This window comes from Tumebacillus permanentifrigoris, assembly GCF_003148565.1.
Taxonomy (GTDB): Bacteria; Bacillota; Bacilli; order Tumebacillales; family Tumebacillaceae; genus Tumebacillus; species Tumebacillus permanentifrigoris.
The window spans coordinates 70010-95048 of record NZ_QGGL01000006.1; the positions used below are offsets into that span (position 1 = coordinate 70010).

The following is a 25039-nucleotide window of genomic DNA, read 5'->3' on the forward strand; positions in this document are numbered from 1 at the left end:
CCCTACTGAGGGCCGTCCTTTTTATATACAAATTATGAGGGAGAGTGTATGACTGCGAGTGCGGCTACGGCTGCATCTGCGGACTGGTGTTGCCGCCAAATGTGCTCTGGATGAACTGGCTGAACTCTTGCAGATGCGGGGTCATGTTGCCGCCGCGCGCGATGTAGTGTTTGTAGCCGCTAAGTTTTTGGACCTGATCGACGTTGGCGGTGATGTAGACTTGCTGGACACCCTTCACGTTGGCCCGGACGATGTCGGTGATTTTCTGCTTCGTCGCATCGTCGATGTTGCCGCTGATCGTGCTGTACGGACCTTCATGCGTATGCGCGGGTTCTAGCCCTTCGGCTTGCATCTGTTGCACGCTCATCCCCGTCGCCGTGTTCGGGCTCTGCGGTGTGCCCCACGGCATGTCGTTCCAGTTGTCACCGGATTGCATCGCCATGTCGGGCGTGTGCTCTTTGCCCACATTGACCACACCCACATAGGCATTGCCGTCGTGTACGAGAACGGTCGCATTGCGCAGTCCGGCTGTTGCATTCAACTTGTGGTCGAGATCTTGGCGTGCGAGCACGCCCGCACTTTCCCGGTTGATTTTCGGCCCGTTGGAAGCACCAGGTGTGTCGAGGCTGTTGATGCGCGCATTGTTTTTGGCGTTGTTTTGCCCACAACCGACCCATGTCACGGCCATCGTCACCGCGAGCAAGGCGGTTCCCAACTTACGTATGAGAGCCATCTCGAGATCCCTCCCTTAAAAGTTAGTGTGTTGTCACACCTGCCAGTTTGACAATCGCAGCACAGATGCGATCGATGCCTTTTTCAACATTCACGTACTCGGTGGTCAACGAGATCCGCACATACCCTTCACCGGTCTCACCAAAGGCCGTTCCGGGCGCGACCACAACGCTGTAATCGTCCAGTAGCAGGTTGGCAAAATCCATCGAGGTTGAGCCCTTTGGAACGGGGACCCAGAGGTAGACCGTCGCCTCTGGTTTGTGTACATCCCAGCCGATCTCTTGAAACTTTTTGACTGCGTAGTCGCGGCGACGTTGGTACTCCGCTCGTTGTTGATCGAGAAAGTCGGTGTGCGTCACATGCTCCAACGCCTCCACACCTGCAAATTGAATCGGAGCAAAGATTCCCGAGTTGATATGCGACTGCACCACGAGCAGGGAGTTGATCACTTCTTCATTGCCCACCGCAGCTCCTAGACGCCAGCCCGCCATGTTAAAAGACTTGGAAAATGTAAAAAATTCCACCCCTGCTGCTTTCCCGCCTTCGAACTCCAACAAGCTTTTCGGTTTGTTGCCATCGAAGTAGGTTTCGGCATAGGCATGGTCATAACAGAGCAGGATCTCGTTGTCGGTGCAGAACTGGATCGCCTTTTTCATATACGCGGGCGGTGCCAGCACGCCGGTCGGGTTGTTCGGGTAGTTGAGGAACAGGATCTTGGCGCGTTTGCGCTGCTCTGCGGTCAGCGCGTCGAGGTCTGGCAGGTAGCCGTTTTGCTTGGTCAACGGCATCCGCAGGATATCACCTCCGGCAAAAAACACACCGTCGTTGTAAGCTGGGAAGCTTGGATCAGGCACGAGGCCGATATCCCCCCGCTGCAGATAGGCCAGCGAGATGTGGAACAGACCTTCCTTGGAACCGAGCAAAGCCAGCACTTCGGTCTCCGGGTTCACGTCAACACCGAAGCGTTCCTTGTAGTACTTGGCGATGTGCTGGCGGAGAAAAAGCGAGCCACGGAAGGCTGGGTAGTGATGGTTTTCCGGGTCGGCCGCCGTTTCTTGCAAGCGCTTGACGATCGAATCAGGTGTCGGATGGTCTGGGTCTGCTTTTCCGAAATCCACGATGTCGGTGCGACCCATCTCGCGGTACTTGTAGACTTTTTCATCGAGAATTGAAAACACATAAGGGGCAAGCCCCGCTAGTTTCTCTGATTTTATCAGCCTTCTCACCCCGTTTCGCAGAAGTTGATGCGCACGCGCTTAGTGTGTCCGAAAATCTCTTGTGTAACAGAGGGAGCTGTGATATCCTTTCCTTAGATAATTAGAAAATTGTCTAAATCTCGAAGGGTGGGGTATGAATGAACCAACCTTACATACAGGTCGAGCACGTCAGCAAGCGTTTTGGCGCTCAACAAGTGCTCGATGACATGAACTTTACGGTTCGCCGAGGCGAGATCGTCGGATTGTTAGGGCCGAACGGATCGGGCAAGACGACGATGATCCGCCTGCTCAACGGCGTGATCCTGCCAGATCGCGGGACGATCCGCGTCGGAACGCACAACCCAGCACTTGATGGCGATCCGATCCGCCGCCAGAGCGGCATCTTGACCGAAGGGGCCGGACTGTACCATGAATTGAGCGGGCTGGAGAATCTGAAGTTCTTCGCCAAACTCCACGGTGTGCAGGACAAACAGCGACTGCTCGACTTGCTGGAGCAGTTCGATCTAACTGCGCACATGCACAAACTGGTCGGCACCTACTCCACGGGGATGAAAAAGCGCCTCGGCCTCGCCAAAGCGCTGATCCATCGCCCGGAACTGTTGTTCCTCGATGAGCCGACCAACGGGCTCGATCCAGAAGGCATCCAATTGGTCATGAAGTACATCCGTGACTTGAATCGTGCAGAGGGTACGACCATCCTGCTCTGCTCACATGTCCTGCATACGATCGAAGAGGTTTGCCACGCGTACATCTTTATGGAAAACGGACGCGTGCTGGAGCAAGGAACCAACCGAGAGATCGAGGACAAGTATGTGACAGAGACGATCCTGCGCGTCGAGACGGGCTTGGTTCCAACCGGCGAGATGTTCGCCGGAGTGCCGGTGCAGCGAGTGGGATCGCAGAGCTTGCAATTTACGCTTCCGAACAAGGCGGCGATCACGCCGTTGTTGCAAGCGATTCTGCGCGAATCGTGGGTACACGAAGCGGTGATCACCAACCGTGACTTGGAAGCCCTGTATTTCAAAGTGAGGAGGGAGTCTCATGAATAAGACCGCAATCTGGGCGATTGCCTGCAAAGACATTCGCTCGATGACATCGAATAAACAGATCTGGGTTTCGATGATCATCCTGCCGTTGTTATTCGGACTGCTATTCCCCGCCGGAGCGGTGCTGTTCGGTAAAAACATCGACCTCTCGTCACCCAAAAGCACCAAGTTGCTCAACTCGTTCACGTCCAATATGCCCGAACAGTTACAAGCCATGATGAGTATGAACCCACCGCTGACCGCCAATGAGCAACTGATTTACTTTTTCCTGAACTATACGTGCCCGTCGCTGTTCCTGTTGATTCCGTTGATCACCACGACGATGATCGCGGCAAACTCGATGGTCGGGGAGAAGGAACGGCGCACGATGGAGAGTTTGTTGTTTGCACCGATTTCCGTGATCGATCTGTTCCTCGGGAAAGTGCTGTCCGCACTGGTTCCGGCGCTGGCGATCTCGTTTGGGACCTTTCTCGGATTTACGGTCTTGATGGATGGTTTGACGTACAACATCTTTCATGAGCTGATCTTCCCCAATGCCAATTGGTTGATCCTGATGTTCTGGGTGATTCCGACGCTGACGTTATGTGTGATCCTCTTCAACGTCTTGATCTCCGCACGGGTGAAAACCTTCCAAGCGGCACAGAATCTCTCCGGTGTGATCGTGCTCCCGATCGTCGCCTTGATGGTGAGCAACTCCACAGGGTTGCTGCTCTTCGGGCCGATTCCATTGCTTGTGCTCGGCGCGGTGTTGCTCGTGATCGGGCTGTTGTTCCTGACGCGGATTGCCAAGTGGAACCAGCGACATGTGTTGTTTGAGAAGCAAATTCATTAGTAGAAAAAGCACCCAAACCGCGTCCGGTTTGGGTGCTTTTTTGTTACAATGAAGGGGACGAACAGTACAGAGACGGAGGAACAACATGAGCGAGATGCGGGAAGTGACCATCTATACGGACGGAGCCTGCTCCGGCAATCCAGGTCCAGGTGGATGGGGTGCGGTGTTGATGTTTGGGGAACATTTGAAGGAACTGTCGGGTGGGGAGAAGCTCACGACGAACAACCAGATGGAGTTGCTAGGTGTGATCGAGGCCTTGAAAGTCTTGAAGTATCCGTGCAAAGTCAATGTGTACAGCGACAGTGCGTATGTGATCAACTGTTTCAAGAGCAGATGGTATGTGAACTGGGAGAAGAACGGATGGGTAAACTCCAAAAAAGAGCCCGTTTCCAATCAAGAATTGTGGATGGAATTGCTGAAGTTGTACCGCTTCCACAACGTCACATGGAACAAAGTCAAAGGGCATAGTGGTGACAAGTGGAACGAGCGCTGTGATGAACTTGCACGCGCTGCAGTGCCACGGTAAGATGGGAGGAGAGTTTGTGGATGGCGGGGTATGAAATCGACAATGCAACGATCAGACAGCTGGCAGAGGAGTTGGGGATCGACGGGATCGGGGTGACGACGGCAGAGCCGTTTGCCGAGTTGGAGGAACAGCTCACCAACTACCGTGATCTCGGCCATGAATCAGGCTTTGAGCATCCGGTGATTCAGGAGCGCATCGACCCGCGCCAGACGTGGCCCAACGCCCAATCGATCATCGCCATCGCGATGGGGTACCGCACGGAGCAGTATGTCGGAGCCAAAAAGCCCGCAGGATTGCGCGGGCAGATGTCGGTGTATGCATGGGGGATGGATTACCATCAGGTGTTGAAGCAGAAGCTGGACCAACTGGGGAAACGTCTACAAGAGCTGCTCGGGCGACCGATTGAGATCTACAACACAGTCGATACCGGCCCGCTCGTCGATCGTGCTGTGGCCCAGCGCTGTGGAATCGGATGGTTGGGGAAGAACTGCTCGATCATCACCGATACGCACGGGTCGTGGGTTTTTCTCGGGCAACTGGTCACCGACATCTCGATTGAGCCAAACGTCCCGTCTCCACCGCCACAATGCGGCGATTGCCCGGACTTATGCTTGAAGGCCTGCCCGACCAAGGCATTGGTGAACCCGTTCATGACCGATTCCAGCAAGTGTTTGTCCTACATCACGCAGATGAAGGGCTTCGTCCCAGAGCAGTACCGCGCCAAGTTGGGACGCCGACTCTGGGGGTGTGACACCTGCCAAGTCGTCTGCCCGAAGAACAAGGACGTGGCATTTGGGACCGCGATCGAGTTTGATCCAGAACCGGAATATGCGTTCCCGGACTTGATGCGGTTGCTCGACCTCTCCAACAAGCAGTTCCGCCGCGAGTACGGCACATCGGCTGCCGCGTGGCGCGGGGTGAAAGTCATGCAGCGCAATGCGATCATCGCGCTGGGCAACATGCGCGAGACACAAGCGATTGCGCGCCTGTTGGAACTTCTCAGCCAGGACGAACGCCCGGAGATTCGCGGCACCATCGCGTGGGCGCTGAAAAAAATCGATCCTGACGCGACCCGAGAGGCAGTCGCGCATGCCTATGAAGTAGAGGAACACGCAGAGGCTAAACAAGAAATGGCTTGGGCGATCGAAGACCCAGCCTAAGCTACTCGACAAAGAGGCCGACAGTTCTGCACATGCGGACGTTGGCGGGGGAGGATGTCTGTTCGATGAAAGTAATCAGTGCTTGTCTCGTTGGCTGTCATTGCCGCTATGACGGTGGAAGCAAAACGTTCGATCCGTTTGTGAAAATGGTCGAGGACGGCGAGGCCGTTTTTGTCTGTCCTGAGCAGTTGGGAGGATTGGCGACCCCTAGACCTCCAGCACAGATCGTCGGCGGTACGGGCGAGGATGTCCTCGATGGCAACGCGAAAGTGGTGACCGACGCCGGAGTCGATGTGACTGCGGAGTTCGTACGTGGTGCACAGGATACCCTGCGCATGGCACAATTGGTCGGCGCCAAGGAAGCGATCCTCAAGGAACGCAGCCCATCCTGTGGCTCGTCTGCGATTTATGACGGCACGTTCACCAAGGGCAAACGACCCGGTCACGGAGTCGCCGCCGCCTTGCTCGAACGACATGGGATCAAGGTCTATTCCGAAGAAACCTATCCGAACAAATAAATACGGTCAGCTCGTCACCGCCGCATGCGATCGACTTGCTGACCGAATTTTTTTAAAAACGCTTGTCGCTTCGTCTCCTCCGCTTCCGCCAGCTCGTAATACCCCATGTGATGTGGGTCATGTCCGACCTCGTAATGTTGGTAGGAGATGCGCCAGAAGCGGTGTGGAAACACCAACAATCCGTACAGCAACACATACTCTGCTACGGTCAACAACCGCACGGCGTTGTAGTTGACCAAGGCATGCCGCAAGACATCCTCCTCCCAGTCCGCCCGCTGCAAGGCTCGGCGCACCAGATGCGCGAGATCGAGCGTGCGCGGACCGTAGGTGCAGAAGTCGAGGTCGATCAGGCAGACTTGCCCGATCGTGGTGTACACCATGTTGTACGGGGTCAGGTCGAGATGGCACAGCGGCGGATCGTCCTCTTCGTAGAGCAGATGTGCGCGCACATTCGGCCGCTTCATGACGGTTAGCGCTTGGTCGGCTTGCGCGATATACGCATCAACCAGACGCAGGAACTTCTTGTCGACCTCGTCAGGTCGACTTTTTGCTTTGGCGCGTTTTTTCCACATGTTGAATTCGTCCCGCCGATCTTGAAAGCGGTCGACGAGGTCGAAGATCATCGCTGGACGGTAGCCTTTGGGTTCATACCCGCGTGAGGCTTCGTGGAAGTCGGCCAACGTCCGCGCTGTCAGCGCCAACTGTGGCATCGAGCGGAAGTCGACTTCCTGTCCGCGCACCCATTGCGTGGCATAGTACGTTTCCCCGCCGACTTGCACGTAAGGCAATCCGTCTGTGGAGAGGACGAACGGTGCGTAGCGAGTGAACTTGCGGCTCTCCAGATAGAGAAACGATTCGTGCAGGAACTGGACTTGCTTCGGGCTGAGTTCGGTTTTTTTCAACGCGATCAGACCCTTGCTGGTGCGCAGGCGCAGGACAGGGCCGAACGGTTCGACTTTGGTGGCGGTGATCCCGTAAGCCTTGAGCGAGGCCGGGGAGAACCCGTGACGGCGAATCATCGAATGGACCGTGCTCAGCGAATCATCGTGGTCGGGACTGCCGAGGTCGCTTTTGCTTTGTGCGAGTGGTGCGAGGTTGCCGTGTCTGGGTTTGAGGTTGGACGTTTGGGTGGATCGTGAAGGCTTGGAGTTGGGGCGGGATCGCTGGTGTGTTGTCGGGTGGGAGGAGGTGCGGGAGCGGGTTCTTTTTTTCTTTTTGCTCTCCTTGGGCGTTGGCTTGGCCGGAACGCCGTCGGAGGTAGACCAGGACCACCAGGAGGGGGGCTGACGCTTCTTGGGTGTGGAGGAAGCGTCAGCCTCATCCTTTTTTCCGTCGTCCTTCTTCTTGGACGAGGAGGAGGATTTTTTGCCTTCTTTCATCCACTTGGGGGGCTTGGTCAATTCTTCCCACAAGTTTTTGAAGATATCGCTGCTCTTCTTGTTGTCAGCCAAAGGAGATCACCTCCACTGCCAGCATATGCGCGTGGGACTCCCTCTGACAGAGGCGTTTACTTCAGGTTTTCCGGTTTCGATGTGGGCGTTGTTGTTTTTGACGAACGGGATGCCACCGACCCTATGTAAATGAAAAGGAGCAAGGCTCCGTCGCGAGGACGGAGCCTTGCTCCTTTTTAGTATACCAAATAGTTCTATTACGCGAGAGACTTCCAAACTTCGAGTTTGGTGCGGATGCGGCGGATGACTTCATCGGTGAAGTCGGACGTCGAGGTCGAACCCCCGAGGTCGGCGGTGCGCACTCCGTCTACGATCGCTTCGAGGGTCGATTCGTAGATGGCACGAGCGGCGGTGTCTGCTTCTTTGTTGCCAAAGAAGGTCAGCATCGAAGCGGCTGCGAGGATCATCGCCATCGGGTTTGCGACGTTTTTGCCGAACAGACCCGGTGCGGTGCCGTGCGGAGCTTCCGCCATGACGGTCGTGACTTTTTCATTGTCGTCGAACGCCAGCAGGATCGACTCTGCACCTGCGATCGAGCCGTACATTTGCAGGACGAGGTCGGACAGGCAGTCGCCGTCGCGGTTGAGCGCCGGGATGACCAGCGGTTCGCCGGTGGTGTTCATCAGCAGTGCATAGGTCGCGTCGATCAGTTGCGGATCGTATTTCACGCCCGGATACGCCTTGGCCGCTTGGTCCATCTCTTCCTTCAACATGCCTTCGTACACCGGGGAGACGGTGAATTTCGGGCCGCCAAATACTTTTGCGTTCATTTTGCGCGCTTGTTGGAAGGCGTACTCCGCAACACCACGGCAGACTTTGCGGGAGATCTTCTCTGTGCGGTAGGCGATTTCGTTCACGCCTTCGCCTTCGCGCCATTCCTTCGCGCCGTATGCATCGTCAACGGCCATCCGGATGACGGAGATCGGTGCGTTGATGCCAGCAACCGGGTTGATGCCCGGGATGCGGCGGCCGGTGCGGACGATGACAGTGCCGTCGATGCCCTTGCGCAGGATCGCGTTCGGGGAGCCGACGTCGCCTGAGACTTCCGGCGTGATCGTCGCCGCTTTGTAGCCGAAGCCGTGTTCACGCATCGCAGCAGCCGCGTCGTGGACAACTTGGTTGTTGGTCGCACGACGGTTTTCGAGCGACAGGTCGAAGCGTTTGAATTCAATTTCCAGACCAATCAGGTCTGCATCGAGAACGCGCAGACCTTCTTCGAGCAGTTCTTGACCAGTTTGGTCGCCTTCCATGACAACGATCGTTTTCTTTTCCATAAGGTCACCTCATCTAGTAATCAAAAAGAAGTATCAAAAAAGACAGTAGGTAGCAAAAAAAGACAAAAGAGAAGGGGAGAGCTAGTGCCCCCCCTTAGTGTTTGCAACTCTGGGTCAAACCATTAGATCGCTTGTTTTTTGGTGTAATTCAGGAGACCGCCTGCGAGGATGATGTCGATTTGACGGCCCGTCAGGTCGTGGGTCACGGTGAAGGTGGTGCCTTTGGTGACGTTTTTCACGGTGATCTCGTTGCCTGCTTGGATTTGTTCGGTCAGGTTGTCGACTGCGATCTCATCGCCTTGTGCAACCGTATCGTAATCTGCTTCGTTCACGAAGGTGAGCGGGAGCAGACCGAAGTTGATCAGGTTGGCACGGTGGATACGAGCGTAGGACTTCACGATGACAGCCTTCACGCCGAGGTACATCGGAGCGAGCGCTGCATGTTCACGGGAGGAACCTTGGCCGTAGTTGTGGCCACCGACGATCACGGACTTGCCCATTTCTTTCGCGCGAGCCGGGAATTGCGGGTCAACGCGCACGTATACGTGTTCGGAGATTGCCGGGATGTTGGAACGCAGCGGCAGAACTTTTGCACCCGCCGGCATGATGTGGTCGGTGGTGATGTTGTCGCCGACTTTCAAGGATACCGGAGCGGTGAGCGAGTCAGCCAGGTCGGTGTTGACCGGCAACGGCTTGATGTTCGGGCCGCGCAGGACTTCAACGTCAGCCGGGGTCGCGGACGGAGCGAGCACAAGGCGGTCGTCGACCAGGAATTTCTCCGGCATTTCGATGACCGGGAAGTCGCCGAGTTCGTTCGGGTCTGCGATGTAACCGAGAACAGCAGCTGCTGCACAGGTTTCGACGGAAGCGAGGTAGACGCTTGCGTCAGCGGTGCCGGAACGTCCTTCGAAGTTACGGTTGAAGGAACGGACGGAGACAGCGCCGGAGGACGGTGCTTGACCCATGCCGATGCACGGACCACAAGCGGACTCGAGGAGGCGTGCGCCTGCCGAGAGGATGTCAGCGAGTGCGCCGTTGCGAGCGATCATCTCGAAGACTTGCTTGGAACCCGGGGAGACGACGAGGGACACGTTCGGATGGACGGTTTTGCCCTTGAGGACGGATGCCAGACGCATCAGGTCGGTGTAGGAAGAGTTGGTGCAAGAACCAACTGCAACTTGTTGAACCGGGATGCGCTTGCTAGCCAGTTCCTTGACAGCGATGACGTTGTCCGGGGAGTGCGGTTGTGCGATGTTCGGCTCGAGGGTGTCGAGGTCGATGATCAGCTCTTCATCGTAGGTAGCATCTGCATCAGCTGCGAGCGGAGCGTATACTTCACCGCGACCTTGCAACTCAAGGTAGACGCGGGTGTTTTCGTCAGACGGGAAGATCGAGGTGGTTGCGCCGAGTTCTGCGCCCATGTTGGTGATGGTTGCGCGTTCCGGAACGGACAGCGATGCAACGCCAACGCCCGTGTACTCGATCACACGGCCTACGCCGCCTTTGACGGTCAGGTGACGCAGAACTTCGAGGATGATGTCCTTCGCAGCGGTCCACGGCTTGAGCGAACCTTTGAGCTCAACTTTTACAACTTTCGGCATGTTCAGGTAGAACGCGCCGCCAGCCATTGCAACTGCGATGTCCAGACCGCCTGCGCCCATCGCCATCGAGCCCATGCCGCCCGCAGTCGGGGTGTGGGAGTCGGAACCGAGCAGGGTTTTGCCCGGTACTGCGAAACGCTCGAGGTGAACTTGGTGACAGATCCCGTTACCCGGGCGGGAGAAGTGGATGCCGTGTTTCGAAGCAACAGTTTGCAGGAAACGGTGGTCGTCCGCGTTCTCAAAACCGGATTGCAGGGTGTTGTGGTCGACGTAGGAAACGGAAAGTTCCGTTTTAACTTGCGGTACACCCATCGCTTCGAACTGCAGGTACGCCATCGTACCGGTCGCGTCTTGGGTAAGAGTTTGGTCGATGCGGATTGCGATCTCTTTGCCGGCTACCATCTCACCGGAAACGAGGTGAGCTTCAATGATTTTCTGAACAATATTCTTAGCCATCAGAAAAACCTCCCATGATTCCATATTATCAATCTCTGCAATCTAGCGTCCCCAAAAGAACAGTAGATTAACAGGGAAAACAAACGACGATCAGTGCGCTAACATCTTGGTCATGTTGTCAGCCGAGCGTTTGACCGCTTCGGCATGGTGTTGCAACAACTCAGGCGAGAAGCGATCGACAGGGCCGGAAACGGAGAGTGCAGCGAGGATCTCCCCTTGGCGGGAAAAAATCGGGGCCGCCACCGCAGCTGCACCCGGTTCGCGCTCCTCGATGGAGACCGCATAGCCGTGGTCGCGCGTGCTGGTAAGGCTTTGCAAAAATTCCTCGCGGTTGACGTCTGCCGGGCAGCAGTCCTGTAACACTTGTTCCCACGGTTCCTGATCGAACGCCAGCAAGACTTTGCCAGAAGCACCGACGTGCAGCGGCAGCCGGCTGCCGATGTTGGCAACCCGGCGCACCGGTTGGTTGCTCTCGACCGCTTGGATGCGGATGCGTTCCGCTCCTGAGCGGACATACAGCGAGATCGTCTCGCCGAGCTGATCGCGCAGGCGCGTCATCTCCGGCAGTACGATCGAGGAGAGGGCGTCCGACTGGTAGACGTTGCTGACCAGTTCGAGGATGCTCCAACCCAGTCGGTACTTTTCTGTCGAGTAGTGGCGACGGATAAAACCTTTGCTTTCGAGAGAGGCCAACAAACGGTGCACAGTGCTCTTGTGTAAATTCAGACGCTTCGAAATGTCGGAGAGCCCGAGTTCACTGTCTGTGCCAGAAAAACACAGCAGGATGTCAAGCGCACGCTCGACAGCACGTACCGTGCCTTTTTCCTGTTCCGCCATGTACGTCATCTCCCTCCAGCGTTGTTCCGCGTGGTGAAACCCTGTTTCATAATATAGTATACCATGCCCCTCTATGACGTGAAAGTCTTTTTGTCAAAAATCATTCATATATCTACCTGAACCAGCGAGGAGGGGGCAAGTCCCATGGATAAAAGGCAATGGTTGAAGACGGTGGAGGCGTTTTTCCGGGAGAAAAACCGCGCCTGGCTGTCGGGCGAAGCGGAGTCGATGCTGCATGATCTGGCCGGGACGCCAGCAGATTGTCATTCCTGGCAGGAGGTGCGCGCGATGCGCGATGCAAGGCTGCATCGCGGGGATATCCGCTATCGCAAGACGAAGACATCCTTGCAGATCCACGCTGCGAACTGGCTGCCGGATCGGGAACTGGCGGTGGTGGAGGCCACCGAGCACGTCCGTTTCTATTATGAACAAGGAACGGGACTTCAACACGAGGAGCGGTCGATCCGCCACCGCTTGACCTTGCAACCCGTGAACGGCGAGTGGCGCGTGTTGCAAGACGATACGTTGCGGGAGAACGGTGACGCAACCTTTCGACCGGATGGGGAAGCAGAAGCGGTCACGGCGCTGGCGGCCGTGGACGTTTTTGACGGAGCACCGCATGTGGAGACGCGGGATGCCCGAGGGCGCTATGACCGGGTGCGCGCCTACAAGTACGCTGAATTGTGGTGGAACGGGTACAACCCGGTCTTCCAACAGATGAAGGGCAACGATTGTACGAACTATGTGTCCCAAGTGCTCTATGCGGGCGGGATGCCGCTCGTGCGCGGTGGGTCGCGGTCGAGCGGGTGGTGGTACGACATCGGAGGCAAACACAATTGGAGTTATTCGTGGGCGGTTGCCCACTCGTTGCGGCTCGCGTTGACGCGCGTCCTGCATGCACAGGAAGTCAGCGACCCTCGTCAGCTCAAAATTGGCGATGTGATCTGTTATGACTGGGATGGCGATGGGCGCTGGCAGCACAACACGGTGGTGGTTGATTTCGACGGGGGCGGGCAACCGCTGGTCAATGCGCACACGGTGAACAGCCATCGACGCTTTTGGACCTACCGGGACAGCTATGCGTGGACACCCAAGACCAAGTACTCTTTTTTCCACATCCCTGACCAGTTTTAGACGGGAATCGGCAGGAAATACAGAAATGTGTGTCGAATGTAAGTTTTGGCATTCTTTATTCGTAACTCACTCGGTTTTCAGAACAAGCAGAGGGGAGGGGCCTGTCGTGTTCGCCAAGCGATTCAGGTATGGATTCGTCGGTTTTTCAGTCGGTATACTGATGGAGATTGTCGACAATTTCTTGCTTCATGATGAGAGGCTCACGGCGTTCAACGTTACGCAGATGATTTTGTACGGCATTTTAGGTGCGGCATTTGGTTTGCTGTTGAACCGCTCGCGTGAGAACAATCTGCGGATGCTGCGCTCGTACCATACGTCGCTGGATGCATTGGCGAACGCGGTCGCTGCGAAGGATGATGAGACGAACGGCCACTGCAAGCGGGTCGTGCAATACTCGATTCTGATCGGACGCGAAATGGGCCTCGAGAAACGCTTGATGCAGCAGCTCGAATGGGGAGCCCTGCTGCATGACATCGGCAAGATCGCTGTCCCGGATGCGATCTTGAAAAAACCAGGCGCCCTCACCGATGAGGAATGGATGATCATGCGGGAACATCCGCAGATGGGCTGGTTGATGGTCAAGGACATCGATTTCCTCAAGGAAGGCACCGATGTCGTGTTGCACCACCACGAACGCTGGGATGGGCGGGGGTATCCACACCAACTCAGCGGTGAGCAGATTCCGTTGCTCGCCCGCATCTTTGCGGTCGCGGATACGTTTGACGCGATCACGTCCGATCGACCGTATCGCAAGGCGCAGTCGATCGAGCACGCCCGTGAGGAGATCGCCCGGCATGTCGAGGCGCAGTTCTGCAGCGGGTGTGTGCAAGCCTTCTTGAACATCGAGATTGCCAAGCTGGTTCGTGTTCAGGAAGAGGCGAAAATTCTCGATTACGAGTCCCTACAATTGCAGAAACTCAAACACATTTCCTAGCCAAAATGAGTAGGATGCAGTTTTTGAAATATTCGAGGAACAGCCTGTCTAGTTGCGGCGGGCTGTTCCTTTTTGTATGCTAGGTACTTAGACATTACTTTTTTCAATAAAATATTGGGCTTGTGTTGATGAAGGAGGACGCATCATATGCACATCGTTTTGGTTGAACCGGAGATTCCGGCTAACACGGGCAATATCTCGCGGACCTGTTCCTGCACGGGGCTTTCCTTGCATCTGGTGCGTCCGTTGGGCTTCTCCGTCGATGATAAACAATTGAAGCGCGCAGGATTGGATTACTGGCATCTCTTGGATTTGCATTATCATGACAGCTTCGACGAGCTGCGGGCGAAGTACCCGAACGGCCGTTTTTTCTATGCCTCGACCAAGGCTGAAAAATCCTACACGGACTTTACATACGGCCCGGATGACTTTTTTGTGTTCGGCAAAGAAACCAAAGGTTTGCCCGAAGAATTGGTGCTGAGCAACCTCGAAACCGCGATTCGCGTTCCGATTTTTGCGGATGCTCGTTCGCTCAATCTCTCGAACGCGGTGGCCATCGTGGTCTATGAAGCACTGCGCCAACAAGGGTTCCCGAACTTGGTCTAAACTCCGTCAATAATAAAACAAGCGCTCATATGCTTCGTTATGTGTTAGTATTAAGTGAAAAGAGGCGAAACCTATGCATCAGGTCAAAACTTTACTGTTCGACCTCGACGGCACGTTGTTGCCGATGGATAACGATCATTTTACCCGTGGGTACTTCAAGCGATTGGTACCTCGGATGGCTCACTTGTTACCACCGGAAACGTTTTTGTCACAATTGCTGAAATCGACAGACATGATGGTGCGCAACAACGACCCTGAATTGACGAACGAGCAAGTCTTCAAAAACGACTTTCTGCCTGCAGTCAACGGTCGTGAGGAGGACTTCTGGCCGTCGATTGAAGCGTTTTATGCAGGAGAATTTGGAGAATTGATCGAGCTCTCACAACCGACATCGCTCGCCCGTGAGATCTGCGAAGCGGCTCTCCACAAAGGCTACCAGCTCGTATTGGCCACCAACCCGCTGTTCCCGCGCGCGGCGACTGAGCATCGCATGCGTTGGGCAGGGGTAGAGCACATCCCATTTGCATTTGTTACCACTTATGAAAATAGTCATTTCTGCAAGCCGAATCCGAATTATTATCAAGAGATGGTACAGAAACTGGGCGTGGCTCCCGAATCCTGTATGATGATCGGCAACGATGCGTTCGAAGATCTGATCGCTGGGACGCTCGGCATGCAGACCTATCTCGTGACAGACTGTCTCAAAACGGGCGAGAATGACTTGCCATTTACTCATAAAGGAACGCTGGCTGACCTATTGAACTTCGTTCGTAACGAATTACCTCACATCGAGTCGTAAAAAGTTCGGTCTATAGCTATCTTTTCGGGTATACAATGTATTAAGTGAGTTAATAATGATCGGGTAAAGGGTACTCTTACATTAACTGATTACTGGAAACGATAATGATTTTTGATCTACATCGAGAGGAGAGATTGTGATGCCAGCAACTCTTGGACAAAAGATAAAAGAACTACGCATCCAAAAAGGCTTAACCCAAAGCGACCTCGGCGCGGGCATGGTAACCCCGTCGATGATCTCGCAGATCGAAGCAGACAAAGCAAACCCGTCCCACAAACTCCTACAGGCGATCGCAGAGAAATTGGAGACGCCGATTGAATACTTCCTGACCGATATGCAGATGCAAATCGAACAGATCGCTACTTATAAAGTGGCGCGGTCGATGATGGAGGCCGGCGAGTTTGAGCGGGCGGTGCCGATCCTAGCCGGATTGATGGAGGATTCCGTTCCGCAATTGCACTCGGCTGAAATTCAATTCGACCTCGCGGAATGTCTGCTCGAACAGGGCAAACTCGACGATGCATTGGATGGATTCGACAAAGTCCTGTCCTCGGCGACCACGCGCAAGGACTTGTACATGCAGAGCCTTGCACTCAAGCAACTCGGCTATGTCGAAGAAAAGCGTCACAACTATCCGCTGGCGATCTACCACTGGCAGAAAGCGCTCGACTTGATCGCCAAAGTAGACGATCACGACCCGTTCCTCGCCGCTGAAATTCTCCGCCAATTGGGTAAAGTCTACGGCTACCTCGGGGAGAAAAACGACGCGCTCACGTCGTATGAACGCGCGCACAAGTACATCGAACCGACCGCTTCCTTCCAAAAAATCGCCGACCTCTACCGCCGTCTGGGCGAAACGTTCCGTGAACAAGGTGAGTTCGACCGGGCCAGCGAGTACGCGCAACACTCGATCTCGCTCTACCGCGGTCTGAAAAACATCAAACTCGCGATCGAAGTCAAGGAAAACTTTGGGATCACCAAGGGCGAGGACGGCAATGCCGAAGAAGCGCTGCAGACGCTGGCGTCCTGTCTGTCCGAGTACCAAGAGTACGGCTACATCGAAAAAGTCGCGCATACGCACGGCGAGATGGCGCGCATCCACCTCGCGAACAAGGACTACGAGCAAGCGTCGGCACATTGCGATGAGGCGTTGAAACTGCTGGCCGAAGATTCCTTGGAACGCGGCTTTGTCTACCGCACCTACTCCACGATCCGCAAGGAGCAAAAGAAATTCAGCGAAGCGGTTGATTTCATGGAGCAGTCGGTAAAAGTCTTCGAGATCGCCGACCTCCCGCGCGAAATTGCCAAGTCCTACAGCATGCTCGGTGACATCTACAAGGAGCAAGGGGACTTGCAAAAAGCGATCCACTCCTTGGAACAAATGAAGCGTGCGATGGAAAGCAACCTCAAGGAACGCGGCATCGTCCTGTAACGTTGGTTGAAAAAAGAGCCCCGCATGCGAGGGCTCTTTTTGTGTGAAAATAAGGTGTTGACAGTGTATCTATGCGGCGGTAGAATTGCTAAAGCAGGTTTTGTACTAAGCGGTCAGTTTACAAATAAGTTATAGATCAGGGAGGGGAACTCCTGTGGCAACGGTACAATTTGAAAACGTAGGGTTGCGAGACAAGCACAAGCAGCTCTACCAAGACCTATCCTTCACGTTGGAGGGGGGCATGATGGGCGCTGTGTACGGTCCATCGCGAACAGGGAAGTCATCGTTGCTGTTGCTTGCATCCGGACACTTGCAACCGGAACGCGGTGTGGTGCGTGTCGACGGGAAGCAGGCGACCAAAAAGCAGGCGGGGCTTGGTCCGATCCATGATCTCACCCCGATGTTCAACACCCTGACAGTCGAGGAATCTCTGGTGTTCCAAGGGCGGCTGTACGGCGTGCGCAACGCCAAAGCACGCGCCAAGGAACTGCTGCAGCAATACGATCTGCTCCATGTCTGCAAATCGAGGATCAAGGACGTTGGGCACATCGAGCAATTTCGCGTCGGCTTGGCTTCGGCGTTGGTCCATCGTCCGTCGCTCGTGTTGATTGACGAGCCAGAGCGCGGGTTGACCAACCACGAGTGGGAGTTGGCGCATCGGGACTTGCGAGCGCTCGCTGATGAAGGGCATGTTGTTTTCTTGACGACCGTGCTGGCCCAAGTGGCCGATTGCTGTGAACTGATCGTGAGTTTACCGGATGGAGAGGTGACGACGCGATGAATACATTTTGGATTTTCCGCACAGAGTTGCGACGGTTGTTGCGTTCGCGGCTCGGGATCGCAGCGATGGTCGTCGGCATCCTCATCCCGTTGCTGTATAGCGGGCTGTACCTGCGCGCATTTTGGGACCCTTATAGCCAGATGGAAGACTATCCGGTCGCGCTGGTCAACCTCGACCAAGGTGGGGACAAGGACGGCAAGCATGTGGATTATGGCAAGGAACTGGTCGATCAACTGGTCAAGGATCACAAAGTCGGTTGGCAGGTCGTCAGTGAGGAGCAGGCGAACGCCGTGTTGGAATCTGGCGAGGGCTTCTATCTAAAAGTCACGATCCCGCCGACGTTCACAGCGGATGCGCTCTCTGTGACGGGCGACAACCCGAAGCGAGCGGAAGTGCAGTTCACGCAGAACGAAGGCAAGAACTACATCGCCTCCACGATCACCAAGCGCTTGGAATCCTCCCTGCGCGAGGAAGTCGGCAACAAGTTCTCCAAGGAATACTTCAGTGGGATTTTTGACGTGATCGGCGACGCGGGCAACGGTCTGTCCCAAGCGGCAGAGGGTGCGAACAAGTTGGCCGACGGCGCCACCGAGGTGCATGATGGAACTGTGAAGGCGGCGGACGCTTCGCATCAATTGGCGGACGGCTCTGCCAAAGTTGCAGACGGCACGCAACAGCTCACAGCAAAACTTCAGGAAGCAAATGGCGGTGCGGTGAAGCTCAAGGACGGGGCCACCACGATCCAAACCAAACTGGGTGAGGTGGTAGGCGGTACCAGCCAAGTGGCGGCGAACTTAACCAAAACCACCGACGGTGTCAACCAATTGCACGACAAGTTGGCCACCTCCGTTGGGAAAACCGGTGAGTTGCAAAGCGGTCTCACCAAGTTGCAAAGTGGTCTGACACAGGCGCAAGGCGTGTTGGGGCAATTCGATGCCAAGGGTCAACCGATTCCTGCGGGCACGAACGATCCCGCCAAGATGCCGGTAGCGGACATGCTGGCGGTGCTGGCTCAAAAGTACAACATGGCCAGCGACCCGCTCTACGCGGGGATTCTCCAAAAAGTCGGCGGTGTCAGCTCCAACCTCGGTGTCGTCTCCTCCAACATAGGGTCGGCCGCGACACAAGTCGGCGGCAGCAAGCAAGGTCTGACGGACGCAGTCGGTGCGCTTCAACAGATCGGCAGCGGTCAGAAACAACTGATCGAGGGCTTGAACAAGCTCACCGACGGTTCCAAGCAACTGCAAGCAGGAGCAGGCAACCTCTCACAGGGATTGGGTGACCTCCAGTCCGGCACGGCGAAACTTGCCGACGCATCAGGCCAACTCCACTCCGGTGCGCAACAAGTTGCCAACGGCAACCGCGACCTCGCAGCTGGGGAAGCCAAACTTGCCGATGGTTCCAAGCAAGTGGCGGACGGCAACGCTGAACTGGCGGGCAAACTGACCGATGCCACGAAGGATAGCACGGTCAAGAATTCCGATCTGAAGGCGGACATCATGTCCGATCCGGTACACGTCAATTCGGCACCGATTCACCCGGTCGCCACGTATGGAATGGGCTTCGCGTCCTACTTCATCCCGCTGTCGCTCTGGGTCGGTGCGGTCGTGCTCTATTTCATCCTCTCGATGCGCGAATACCGCTGGCTGCTCGCACCGGTGCCTTCGACGGCGATCGTGCTCGGCAAGTTCTTCACGTTGGGCGTGGTCGGGATCATCTCTGCGATCGTCTCCGGGATGGTGCTGACCTATGGCCTCGGCTTGACGGTGCTGCATCCGGTGCAGTTCTACCTGATCATGTTCCTGCTCTCCTGGGTCTCGATTGCGATCATCGGGTTCATGATCGCGCGCTTCGGCTCCGGCGCTGGTCGTTTCCTCGCGATCTTGATCCTCATCCTGCAACTGACCTCCAGCGCAGGGACGTTCCCGATCGAGATGGTGCCAGGGTTCTTCCAAGCCATTCATCCGTACTTGCCGATGTCCTACGGCATCGAAGGTCTGCGGGCGATCATCTCGACTGGCGATCAGTCCTTGATCTACAAGGACATGTTGATTCTCGGCAGCATCCTCGTCTCCGTGCTCGTTCTGCACATCCTCACGACGCGCCGCACCTTGCGCGTAGGCGATCTGCACGAGAAGGACGTACTGCAAGGCTGATGCAGCGATCAAAAAAAAAGTCTCTGTCACCCGAAGGTGGCAGAGACTTTTTTATTTCAAGAGACCGGAGAGCGCAATCTGTTTGAGATCGGAGAACAGCTTGTCCTCGTCATAATCGCCTTTGCCGAGCAGGATGTGCAGGGCTGCGATCGCCGCCATGCCAAACAAGGCCGAGCCAGCATTTTCCGCGCTCACATCGTGGAAGACACCCGCATCCTTGCCTTCTTGGACGACTTTTTCAATGAGGGCCATATAGGAACGTATCATTTTACGAAACTCCAGTTGTCGGTCTTCCGCCCCCCACGATTCTCTGAGCAGGATCACACAGAAATCACGGTATTGGCCGAAGAAACTGATCTGTTCGCGCAGGATCAACTCGATCTTTTCACGCGGCGTCAAGTCTTCAGTCAGTTTCGACTCCACACCTTCACGCAGCATCTCTACGCCTTCTTCTACCAAGAACAGGAACAGTTCTTCCTTGCTTTTGAAGTGGTAGTAGATCGTGCCCTTGGCGACGTTCGCACGAGCAGCGATGTCATCCATCGTCGCTTTGTCGAAGCCCTTCTCAGAGAACACATCGATGGCTGCTTGGAAGATCAAGTTCGTTTTGCTTTTGCGCAAGAACATCACCTTCATCATCTTATTAGTTGGTCATAATATAGAGTCATAGTAGCACAAAAAGAGCTTGTTTTCAAATTCTCTCCATGCAACACAGGGCGTGCTGGTGCATATCTATAAATTACAAACAGGACAATATTCACGGTTGTTCGACAGTTCTAGAAGTTTCAGAATTTTAAATCAATAATTTCTCCCAAGGTCTAGGGCAAGCCACTGTCCGAATAAGATGAAGAAAACTCAGGCACCCGGCGTCAGGCTTGGGCACGGGCCCGAACGAAAAAGGGGGATGAAAACACATGGATTTCCTGAACCGCTTAAGCGCCTACCGGGCTCAAGAGGAAAAACTTCGGTGGGACGGAACCTTCCTTGAATATCTCGAGATCGTTCGCAAAAACCCCAAGATCGCTCAGACGGCGCACTCCCGCATCTACGATATGATCGCATCTGCTGGAATCAAGACAAGCGAATCCGGGCGCAAAGAGTATCTGTTTTTCAGCGAGGAACTGTATGGCTTAAATGACTCCATCGAACGATTGGTTGAAGAGTACTTCCACTCGGCGGCGCGCCGCTTGGATGTCCGCAAGCGGATCTTGCTCCTGATGGGGCCGGTGTCCGGCGGGAAATCGACCCTCGTGACGATGTTGAAAAAAGGTCTCGAACGCCACTCTCGCACCGATGATGGAGCCTTGTTTGCCATCAAAGGCTGCCCGATGCACGAAGACCCGCTGCACCTGATCCCGGAGGAGTTGCGCGCAGACTTCGAAAAGGAAATTGGGGTGCGGATTGAAGGGAATCTCTGTCCGCACTGCCGGATGCGCCTCGTACACGAGTGGGGAAATCAGATTGAGAATGCGTCTGTTGAGCGCATCCTGCTCTCCGAAGATGAGCGTGTCGGCATCGGGACCTTCTCGCCGTCCGACCCGAAATCACAAGACATCGCCGACCTCACCGGGTCGATCGATTTCTCGACGATTGCTGAGTTCGGCTCCGAGTCTGACCCGCGCGCCTACCGCTTCGACGGAGAATTGAATAAAGCCAACCGTGGCCTGATGGAGTTCCAGGAGATGTTGAAGTGCGACGAGAAATTCCTCTGGCACTTGCTCTCGCTGACCCAAGAGGGCAACTTCAAGGCCGGTCGTTTCGCGCTGATCTCAGCAGACGAGATGATCGTCGCCCACACCAACGAAACGGAGTACAAATCGTTCATCGCCAACAAGAAGAACGAGGCGCTCCAATCGCGGATGATCGTCATGCCGATCCCGTACAACTTGAAAGTCTCCGAAGAAGTGAAGATCTACGAGAAACTCGTCAAGCAGTCCGATATGCGCCACGTGCACCTCGCACCCCATGCGCTCAAGACCGCTTCGTTTTTCTCGATCCTCACCCGTCTGAAGGAGTCCAAGAAAAACGGTGTCGACCTGTTGAAAAAACTCAAGCTCTACGATGGGGCAACGGTCGAAGGCTTCAAGGACAAAGACATTCAGGAACTGCGCAACGATGCGCCGGATGAAGGGATGTTTGGCGTCGACCCGCGCTATGTCATCAACCGCATCTCCTCTGCGTTGATCCGCCGGGACACCAATTGCATCAACGCGCTCGACGTCCTGCGCGCGATCAAGGAAGGTCTCGACCAGCACGCCTCGATCACCAAGGAAGACAAGGAACGCCTGATGAACTTCGTCGGCCTCGCCCGCAAAGAGTATGACGAAGAGGCGAAAAAGGAAGTGCAAAAAGCGTTCGTGTACTCCTACGAGGAGTCGGCGAGAACGCTGCTGGAAAACTACCTCGACAATGTCGAGTCGTATTGCAACTGGCAAAAACTGAAAGATCCGATCACCGGCGAAGAGGTCGATCCGGACGAAAAGTTGATGCGCTCGATCGAGGAGCAGATCGGCATCTCGGAGAATGCGAAAAAAGCGTTCCGCGAAGAGATCCTGATCCGCATCTCCACCTACTCGCGCAAAGGCCGGAAGTTCGAGTACAACTCTCACGAACGCCTGCGGGAAGCGATTGAGAAAAAGTTGTTCGCCGATCTCAAGGACGTGGTGAAGATCACGACCTCGACCAAGACGCCGGACGCTCTGCAACTGCGCAAAATCAACGAAGTCACCTCACGCCTGATCGACGAACACGGCTACTGCCCGGTCTGCGCCAATGAATTGCTCCGTTACACCGGCAGTCTCTTGAACCGTTAATAGCAGCAACAAGAGGGACAGGGGCGGAAGACCTGTCCCTTTTTTCCCAAGCAGAAAGGAGGAGCCCAGATGATCCATCGACCGTCTTTTATCCTCTCGCGCGAAGATTGGTCGCTGCACCGCAAGGGGGAGCAAGACCAACAGCGCCACCAAGAGAAGGTGCGGGAAGCGATCAAAAAGAACTTGGCCGATCTGGTCACGGAAGAGAGCCTGATCATGCACGACGGGCGGCAGATCGTCAAGGTGCCGATCCGTTCGCTCGATGAGTTCCGATTCCGCTACAACTACAACAAAGGCCAGCATGGTGGCCAAGGTGACGGCGAATCGAAAGTGGGCGACGTGCTCGGCAAAGACCCGTCCGCCAAAGGCCAACAAGCTCCGGGCAAGGGCGAAGGCGCGGGGGAGCAGCCCGGCGTCGACTACTACGAGGCGGAAGTCAGCCTCCAAGAGATCGAGAGCTTGCTGTTTGCCGACTTGGAATTGCCGAATCTGGAACGCAAGGAACAAGACGAGATTACGACCACCGACGTGCGCTTCAACGACATTCGCAAAAAAGGGCTCGCCGGCAACATCGACAAAAAGCGCACGCTGATCGAAGCGATCCGCCGCAACTCGCTGGCGGGCAAACCGGGCTTGCACAACATCTCCAACGATGATCTGCGCTACAAGACATGGGAGGAGATCCAGACGCCGCACTCCCAAGCGGTCGTGCTGGCGATGATGGACACCTCCGGTTCGATGGGGCAGTTTGAGAAGTACATCGCGCGGAGTTTCTTTTTCTGGATGACGAGGTTCTTGCGCACGAAGTATGAGCACGTCGACATCCAGTACATCGCCCACCATACGGAGGCGAAAGTGGTGACGGAGCACGAGTTTTTCACCAAGGGGGAGAGCGGGGGCACGATCTGCTCCAGCGCGTACAACTTGGCGCTCGATCTGGTCAACAAAAAGTACCACCCGGATCGGTACAACATCTACCCGTTCCACTTCTCTGACGGTGACAACTTGACCAGCGACAATGAGAAGTGCATCAAGCTGATCAAGCAGTTGATGGAGGTCTCGAACATTTTTGGCTACGGCGAAGTGAATCAGTACAACCGGTCGAGCTCCTTGATGAACGCGTTCAAGAACATTCAAGAGGAGAAGTTCAAACACGCGATCATTCGGGAAAAAGGCGAGGTCTACAAAGCCCTCTGCCACTTTTTCACCGCGAAAGATTCCATCCGGGCCTCCTAGAGGCCCTTCCTTGTTCGAGAGGAGGTTGTTCGCATGACCAATGAGGAGATGCAACAGTTGGAGGCGGCGATCGAGGAGATCACGATCATCGCGCGCGACTTTGGACTCGATTTCTACGACATGCGCTATGAGGTCTGCCCGAGCGAGATCATCTACACGTTCGGGGCGTATGGGATGCCGACACGTTTTTCACATTGGAGTTTTGGCAAGGCATTTCACAGGATGAAGATGCAGTACGACTTCGGACTCTCGAAGATCTATGAGTTGGTCATCAACTCAGACCCCTGCTATGCGTTTTTGCTCGACGGAAACTCCCTGCTGCAGAACAAGTTGATCGTGGCGCACGTGCTCGGGCACTGCGACTTTTTCAAGCACAACAACAGCTTTGCCAACACCTCGCGTTACATGGTGGACTCGATGGCTGCGTCGGCTGACCGGATGCGCCAGTACGAGCAGGATCATGGGAAGTTGGCGGTCGAGGAGTTTATCGATTCGGTGCTCGCCCTGCAGGAGCACATCGACCCGACCTACGTTGGCCGCAAGAAGCACGCCCGCCGCTACGACTCATCGGACGAAGCGAAGCAGCGTGTTGATCCTTACGAAGATGTGTTTCAATGGACGGAGCCGAAAAAAGCGGAGGAGCCCAAACCCGCCCCCCGCTTCCCAGCACAACCGGAGAAGGACTTGTTGTTGTTCATCATGCAGCACGCCAAAGGCTTGCAGGAGTGGCAGCGCGACATCCTGACGATTATGCGCGAGGAGATGCTGTACTTCTGGCCGCAGATCGAGACCAAGATCATGAACGAGGGGTGGGCGACCTACTGGCACTTGCGGATCATGCGGGAATTGGATCTCGATGAGGGCGAGACGATCGAGTTTGCGCGGATGAACGCCGGGGTCATCATGCCGTCCAAGACATCGCTGAACCCGTATCACGTCGGGTTGAAGATCTGGGAGGACATCGAGAAACGCTGGGGTCGGGAACGGATGTGGGAGATTCGCGAGTACGACAACGACTCTTCGTTCCTGCGCAACTACTTGACCCAGGAACTGGTCGACGAGATGGATCTCTATCTCTACGGCAAGCAGGGCGATGAGTGGAAAGTTGCGGAGAAGGACTGGGAGAAAGTCCGGGATTCGCTCTGTGCGGCCAAAGTGAACGGCGGGTTCCCGGTGCTGCTGGTCCATGACGGTGACTACCTGAAAAACGGCGAGCTCTACATCAAGCACGCCTATGACGGAACCGAACTCGACGTCAAATATCTGGAGAAAACCATCCCCCATGTCTACAACCTCTGGGGCCGGACAACGCATCTGGAGACGGTGTTGGATAACCGAGCGGTCGTGTTTACATTTGACGGGAAGAAAAGCCATCGCCGCTTTTTGTGAGAAAAACACCCCGAGTGCGGGGTGTTTTTTTGTTTCCGGCTTCCCTTTTTGATCAGCGAACTCTGACTTCCTTATCATGTTACCCCGCATGAGAGTTCGGTACTAGCGA

General features: G+C 55.3%; 22 protein-coding genes. 15 read left to right on the top strand and 7 right to left on the bottom strand.

Annotated features, from left to right (window positions below):
- Positions 1–64 precede the first annotated feature (64 nt).
- A complete protein-coding gene (locus C7459_RS08285; RefSeq protein ID WP_109688303.1) occupies positions 65–733 on the bottom strand; it encodes a hypothetical protein in 669 nt (222 codons plus the stop codon).
- 22 nt (positions 734–755) lie between these two features.
- Positions 756–1910: an aminotransferase class I/II-fold pyridoxal phosphate-dependent enzyme gene (locus C7459_RS08290; RefSeq protein WP_245884456.1), complete on the bottom strand. Its 1155-nt coding sequence runs from the start codon at positions 1908–1910 to the stop codon at positions 756–758.
- Between the two features lie 176 nt (positions 1911–2086).
- Between C7459_RS08290 and C7459_RS08295 the strand changes: the two genes are divergently transcribed.
- The 5 genes from C7459_RS08295 (at position 2087) to C7459_RS08315 (ending at position 6031) form a co-directional block, all read left to right on the top strand.
- Positions 2087–2998 carry an ABC transporter ATP-binding protein gene (locus C7459_RS08295; RefSeq protein WP_109688306.1) on the top strand — a complete coding sequence of 304 codons (912 nt, stop codon included), beginning with the start codon at positions 2087–2089 and terminating at the stop codon, positions 2996–2998.
- Entirely contained in the window at positions 2991–3827 is an 837-nt protein-coding gene (locus tag C7459_RS08300) for an ABC transporter permease subunit (protein WP_109688308.1), read from the top strand. The genes C7459_RS08295 and C7459_RS08300 overlap by 8 nt, the downstream gene beginning before the upstream one ends.
- 94 nt (positions 3828–3921) lie before the next feature.
- Positions 3922–4353 carry a ribonuclease HI gene (rnhA, locus tag C7459_RS08305; RefSeq protein WP_211320368.1) on the top strand — a complete coding sequence of 144 codons (432 nt, stop codon included), beginning with the start codon at positions 3922–3924 and terminating at the stop codon, positions 4351–4353.
- A gap of 20 nt (positions 4354–4373) precedes the next feature.
- Entirely contained in the window at positions 4374–5513 is a 1140-nt protein-coding gene (queG, locus tag C7459_RS08310; protein ID WP_109688312.1) for a tRNA epoxyqueuosine(34) reductase QueG, read from the top strand.
- A 65-nt stretch (positions 5514–5578) separates the two neighbouring features.
- On the top strand, positions 5579–6031 hold the full coding sequence (locus C7459_RS08315) for a 2-thiouracil desulfurase family protein (protein ID WP_109688314.1): 453 nt from the start codon (positions 5579–5581) through the stop codon (positions 6029–6031).
- A gap of 14 nt (positions 6032–6045) precedes the next feature.
- Here the strand turns inward: C7459_RS08315 and C7459_RS08320 are convergent, their stop codons facing one another.
- The 4 genes from C7459_RS08320 to C7459_RS08335 form a co-directional block, all read right to left on the bottom strand.
- Entirely contained in the window at positions 6046–7482 is a 1437-nt protein-coding gene (locus tag C7459_RS08320) for a CotS family spore coat protein (protein ID WP_109688316.1), read from the bottom strand.
- Positions 7483–7679: 197 nt separating this feature from the next.
- Positions 7680–8756 (bottom strand): isocitrate/isopropylmalate family dehydrogenase, encoded by a 1077-nt coding sequence (locus tag C7459_RS08325; protein WP_109688318.1) that lies wholly within the window; start codon positions 8754–8756, stop codon positions 7680–7682.
- Between the two features lie 122 nt (positions 8757–8878).
- Entirely contained in the window at positions 8879–10813 is a 1935-nt protein-coding gene (locus C7459_RS08330; RefSeq protein ID WP_109688320.1) for an aconitate hydratase, read from the bottom strand.
- Between the two features lie 90 nt (positions 10814–10903).
- Positions 10904–11650 (bottom strand): IclR family transcriptional regulator, encoded by a 747-nt coding sequence (locus tag C7459_RS08335; protein ID WP_109688322.1) that lies wholly within the window; start codon positions 11648–11650, stop codon positions 10904–10906.
- Between the two features lie 144 nt (positions 11651–11794).
- On the opposite strand from C7459_RS08335, the gene C7459_RS08340 reads away from it, so the two are divergent.
- From C7459_RS08340 to C7459_RS08370, 7 genes are all read left to right on the top strand, one after another.
- On the top strand, positions 11795–12784 hold the full coding sequence (locus C7459_RS08340) for an amidase domain-containing protein (protein ID WP_109688324.1): 990 nt from the start codon (positions 11795–11797) through the stop codon (positions 12782–12784).
- A 106-nt stretch (positions 12785–12890) separates the two neighbouring features.
- Positions 12891–13718 carry an HD-GYP domain-containing protein gene (locus C7459_RS23980; RefSeq protein WP_170119366.1) on the top strand — a complete coding sequence of 276 codons (828 nt, stop codon included), beginning with the start codon at positions 12891–12893 and terminating at the stop codon, positions 13716–13718.
- A gap of 147 nt (positions 13719–13865) precedes the next feature.
- Positions 13866–14324: a tRNA (uridine(34)/cytosine(34)/5-carboxymethylaminomethyluridine(34)-2'-O)-methyltransferase TrmL gene (gene trmL, locus C7459_RS08350; RefSeq protein ID WP_109688328.1), complete on the top strand. Its 459-nt coding sequence runs from the start codon at positions 13866–13868 to the stop codon at positions 14322–14324.
- A 73-nt stretch (positions 14325–14397) separates the two neighbouring features.
- Positions 14398–15123, top strand: coding sequence for an HAD family hydrolase (locus C7459_RS08355; RefSeq protein WP_109688330.1), 726 nt, complete (start codon positions 14398–14400; stop codon positions 15121–15123).
- Between the two features lie 139 nt (positions 15124–15262).
- Positions 15263–16555 carry a tetratricopeptide repeat protein gene (locus C7459_RS08360; RefSeq protein WP_109688332.1) on the top strand — a complete coding sequence of 431 codons (1293 nt, stop codon included), beginning with the start codon at positions 15263–15265 and terminating at the stop codon, positions 16553–16555.
- 154 nt (positions 16556–16709) lie between these two features.
- Positions 16710–17336, top strand: a complete 627-nt coding sequence (locus tag C7459_RS08365; protein WP_109688334.1) for an ATP-binding cassette domain-containing protein — start codon at positions 16710–16712, stop codon at positions 17334–17336.
- A complete protein-coding gene (locus tag C7459_RS08370; RefSeq protein ID WP_109688336.1) occupies positions 17333–19492 on the top strand; it encodes a YhgE/Pip domain-containing protein in 2160 nt (719 codons plus the stop codon). Before C7459_RS08365 ends, C7459_RS08370 begins: the two co-directional genes overlap by 4 nt.
- Positions 19493–19543: 51 nt before the next feature.
- On the opposite strand, the gene C7459_RS08375 is transcribed toward C7459_RS08370, so the two are convergent.
- The gene (locus C7459_RS08375) at positions 19544–20113 is read right to left on the bottom strand and encodes a TetR/AcrR family transcriptional regulator (protein WP_170119367.1); all 570 of its coding nucleotides are present in this window, start codon (positions 20111–20113) and stop codon (positions 19544–19546) included.
- Positions 20114–20406: 293 nt separating this feature from the next.
- Between C7459_RS08375 and C7459_RS08380 the strand changes: the two genes are divergently transcribed.
- The 3 genes from C7459_RS08380 (at position 20407) to C7459_RS08390 (ending at position 24930) form a co-directional block, all read left to right on the top strand.
- Positions 20407–22305 carry a PrkA family serine protein kinase gene (locus tag C7459_RS08380; protein WP_109688340.1) on the top strand — a complete coding sequence of 633 codons (1899 nt, stop codon included), beginning with the start codon at positions 20407–20409 and terminating at the stop codon, positions 22303–22305.
- Positions 22306–22374: 69 nt separating this feature from the next.
- Positions 22375–23541, top strand: coding sequence for a sporulation protein YhbH (gene yhbH, locus C7459_RS08385; RefSeq protein WP_109688342.1), 1167 nt, complete (start codon positions 22375–22377; stop codon positions 23539–23541).
- A gap of 33 nt (positions 23542–23574) precedes the next feature.
- Entirely contained in the window at positions 23575–24930 is a 1356-nt protein-coding gene (locus C7459_RS08390) for a SpoVR family protein (RefSeq protein ID WP_109688344.1), read from the top strand.
- The last annotated feature ends 109 nt before the right edge of the window (positions 24931–25039 follow it).

Bases quoted from the DNA above. Each gene is read 5' to 3' on its own strand.
- C7459_RS08285 (WP_109688303.1), bottom strand. From the start codon at position 733: ATGGCTCTCATACGTAAGTTGGGAACCGCCTTGCTCGCGGTGACGATG.
- C7459_RS08295 (WP_109688306.1), top strand. From the start codon at position 2,087: ATGAACCAACCTTACATACAGGTCGAGCACGTCAGCAAGCGTTTTGGC.
- C7459_RS08300 (WP_109688308.1), top strand. From the start codon at position 2,991: ATGAATAAGACCGCAATCTGGGCGATTGCCTGCAAAGACATTCGCTCG.
- rnhA (WP_211320368.1), top strand. From the start codon at position 3,922: ATGCGGGAAGTGACCATCTATACGGACGGAGCCTGCTCCGGCAATCCA.
- queG (WP_109688312.1), top strand. From the start codon at position 4,374: ATGGCGGGGTATGAAATCGACAATGCAACGATCAGACAGCTGGCAGAG.
- C7459_RS08315 (WP_109688314.1), top strand. From the start codon at position 5,579: ATGAAAGTAATCAGTGCTTGTCTCGTTGGCTGTCATTGCCGCTATGAC.
- C7459_RS08325 (WP_109688318.1), bottom strand. From the start codon at position 8,756: ATGGAAAAGAAAACGATCGTTGTCATGGAAGGCGACCAAACTGGTCAA.
- C7459_RS08330 (WP_109688320.1), bottom strand. From the start codon at position 10,813: ATGGCTAAGAATATTGTTCAGAAAATCATTGAAGCTCACCTCGTTTCC.
- C7459_RS08335 (WP_109688322.1), bottom strand. From the start codon at position 11,650: ATGGCGGAACAGGAAAAAGGCACGGTACGTGCTGTCGAGCGTGCGCTT.
- C7459_RS08340 (WP_109688324.1), top strand. From the start codon at position 11,795: ATGGATAAAAGGCAATGGTTGAAGACGGTGGAGGCGTTTTTCCGGGAG.
- trmL (WP_109688328.1), top strand. From the start codon at position 13,866: ATGCACATCGTTTTGGTTGAACCGGAGATTCCGGCTAACACGGGCAAT.
- C7459_RS08355 (WP_109688330.1), top strand. From the start codon at position 14,398: ATGCATCAGGTCAAAACTTTACTGTTCGACCTCGACGGCACGTTGTTG.
- C7459_RS08360 (WP_109688332.1), top strand. From the start codon at position 15,263: ATGCCAGCAACTCTTGGACAAAAGATAAAAGAACTACGCATCCAAAAA.
- C7459_RS08370 (WP_109688336.1), top strand. From the start codon at position 17,333: ATGAATACATTTTGGATTTTCCGCACAGAGTTGCGACGGTTGTTGCGT.
- C7459_RS08380 (WP_109688340.1), top strand. From the start codon at position 20,407: ATGGATTTCCTGAACCGCTTAAGCGCCTACCGGGCTCAAGAGGAAAAA.
- yhbH (WP_109688342.1), top strand. From the start codon at position 22,375: ATGATCCATCGACCGTCTTTTATCCTCTCGCGCGAAGATTGGTCGCTG.
- C7459_RS08390 (WP_109688344.1), top strand. From the start codon at position 23,575: ATGACCAATGAGGAGATGCAACAGTTGGAGGCGGCGATCGAGGAGATC.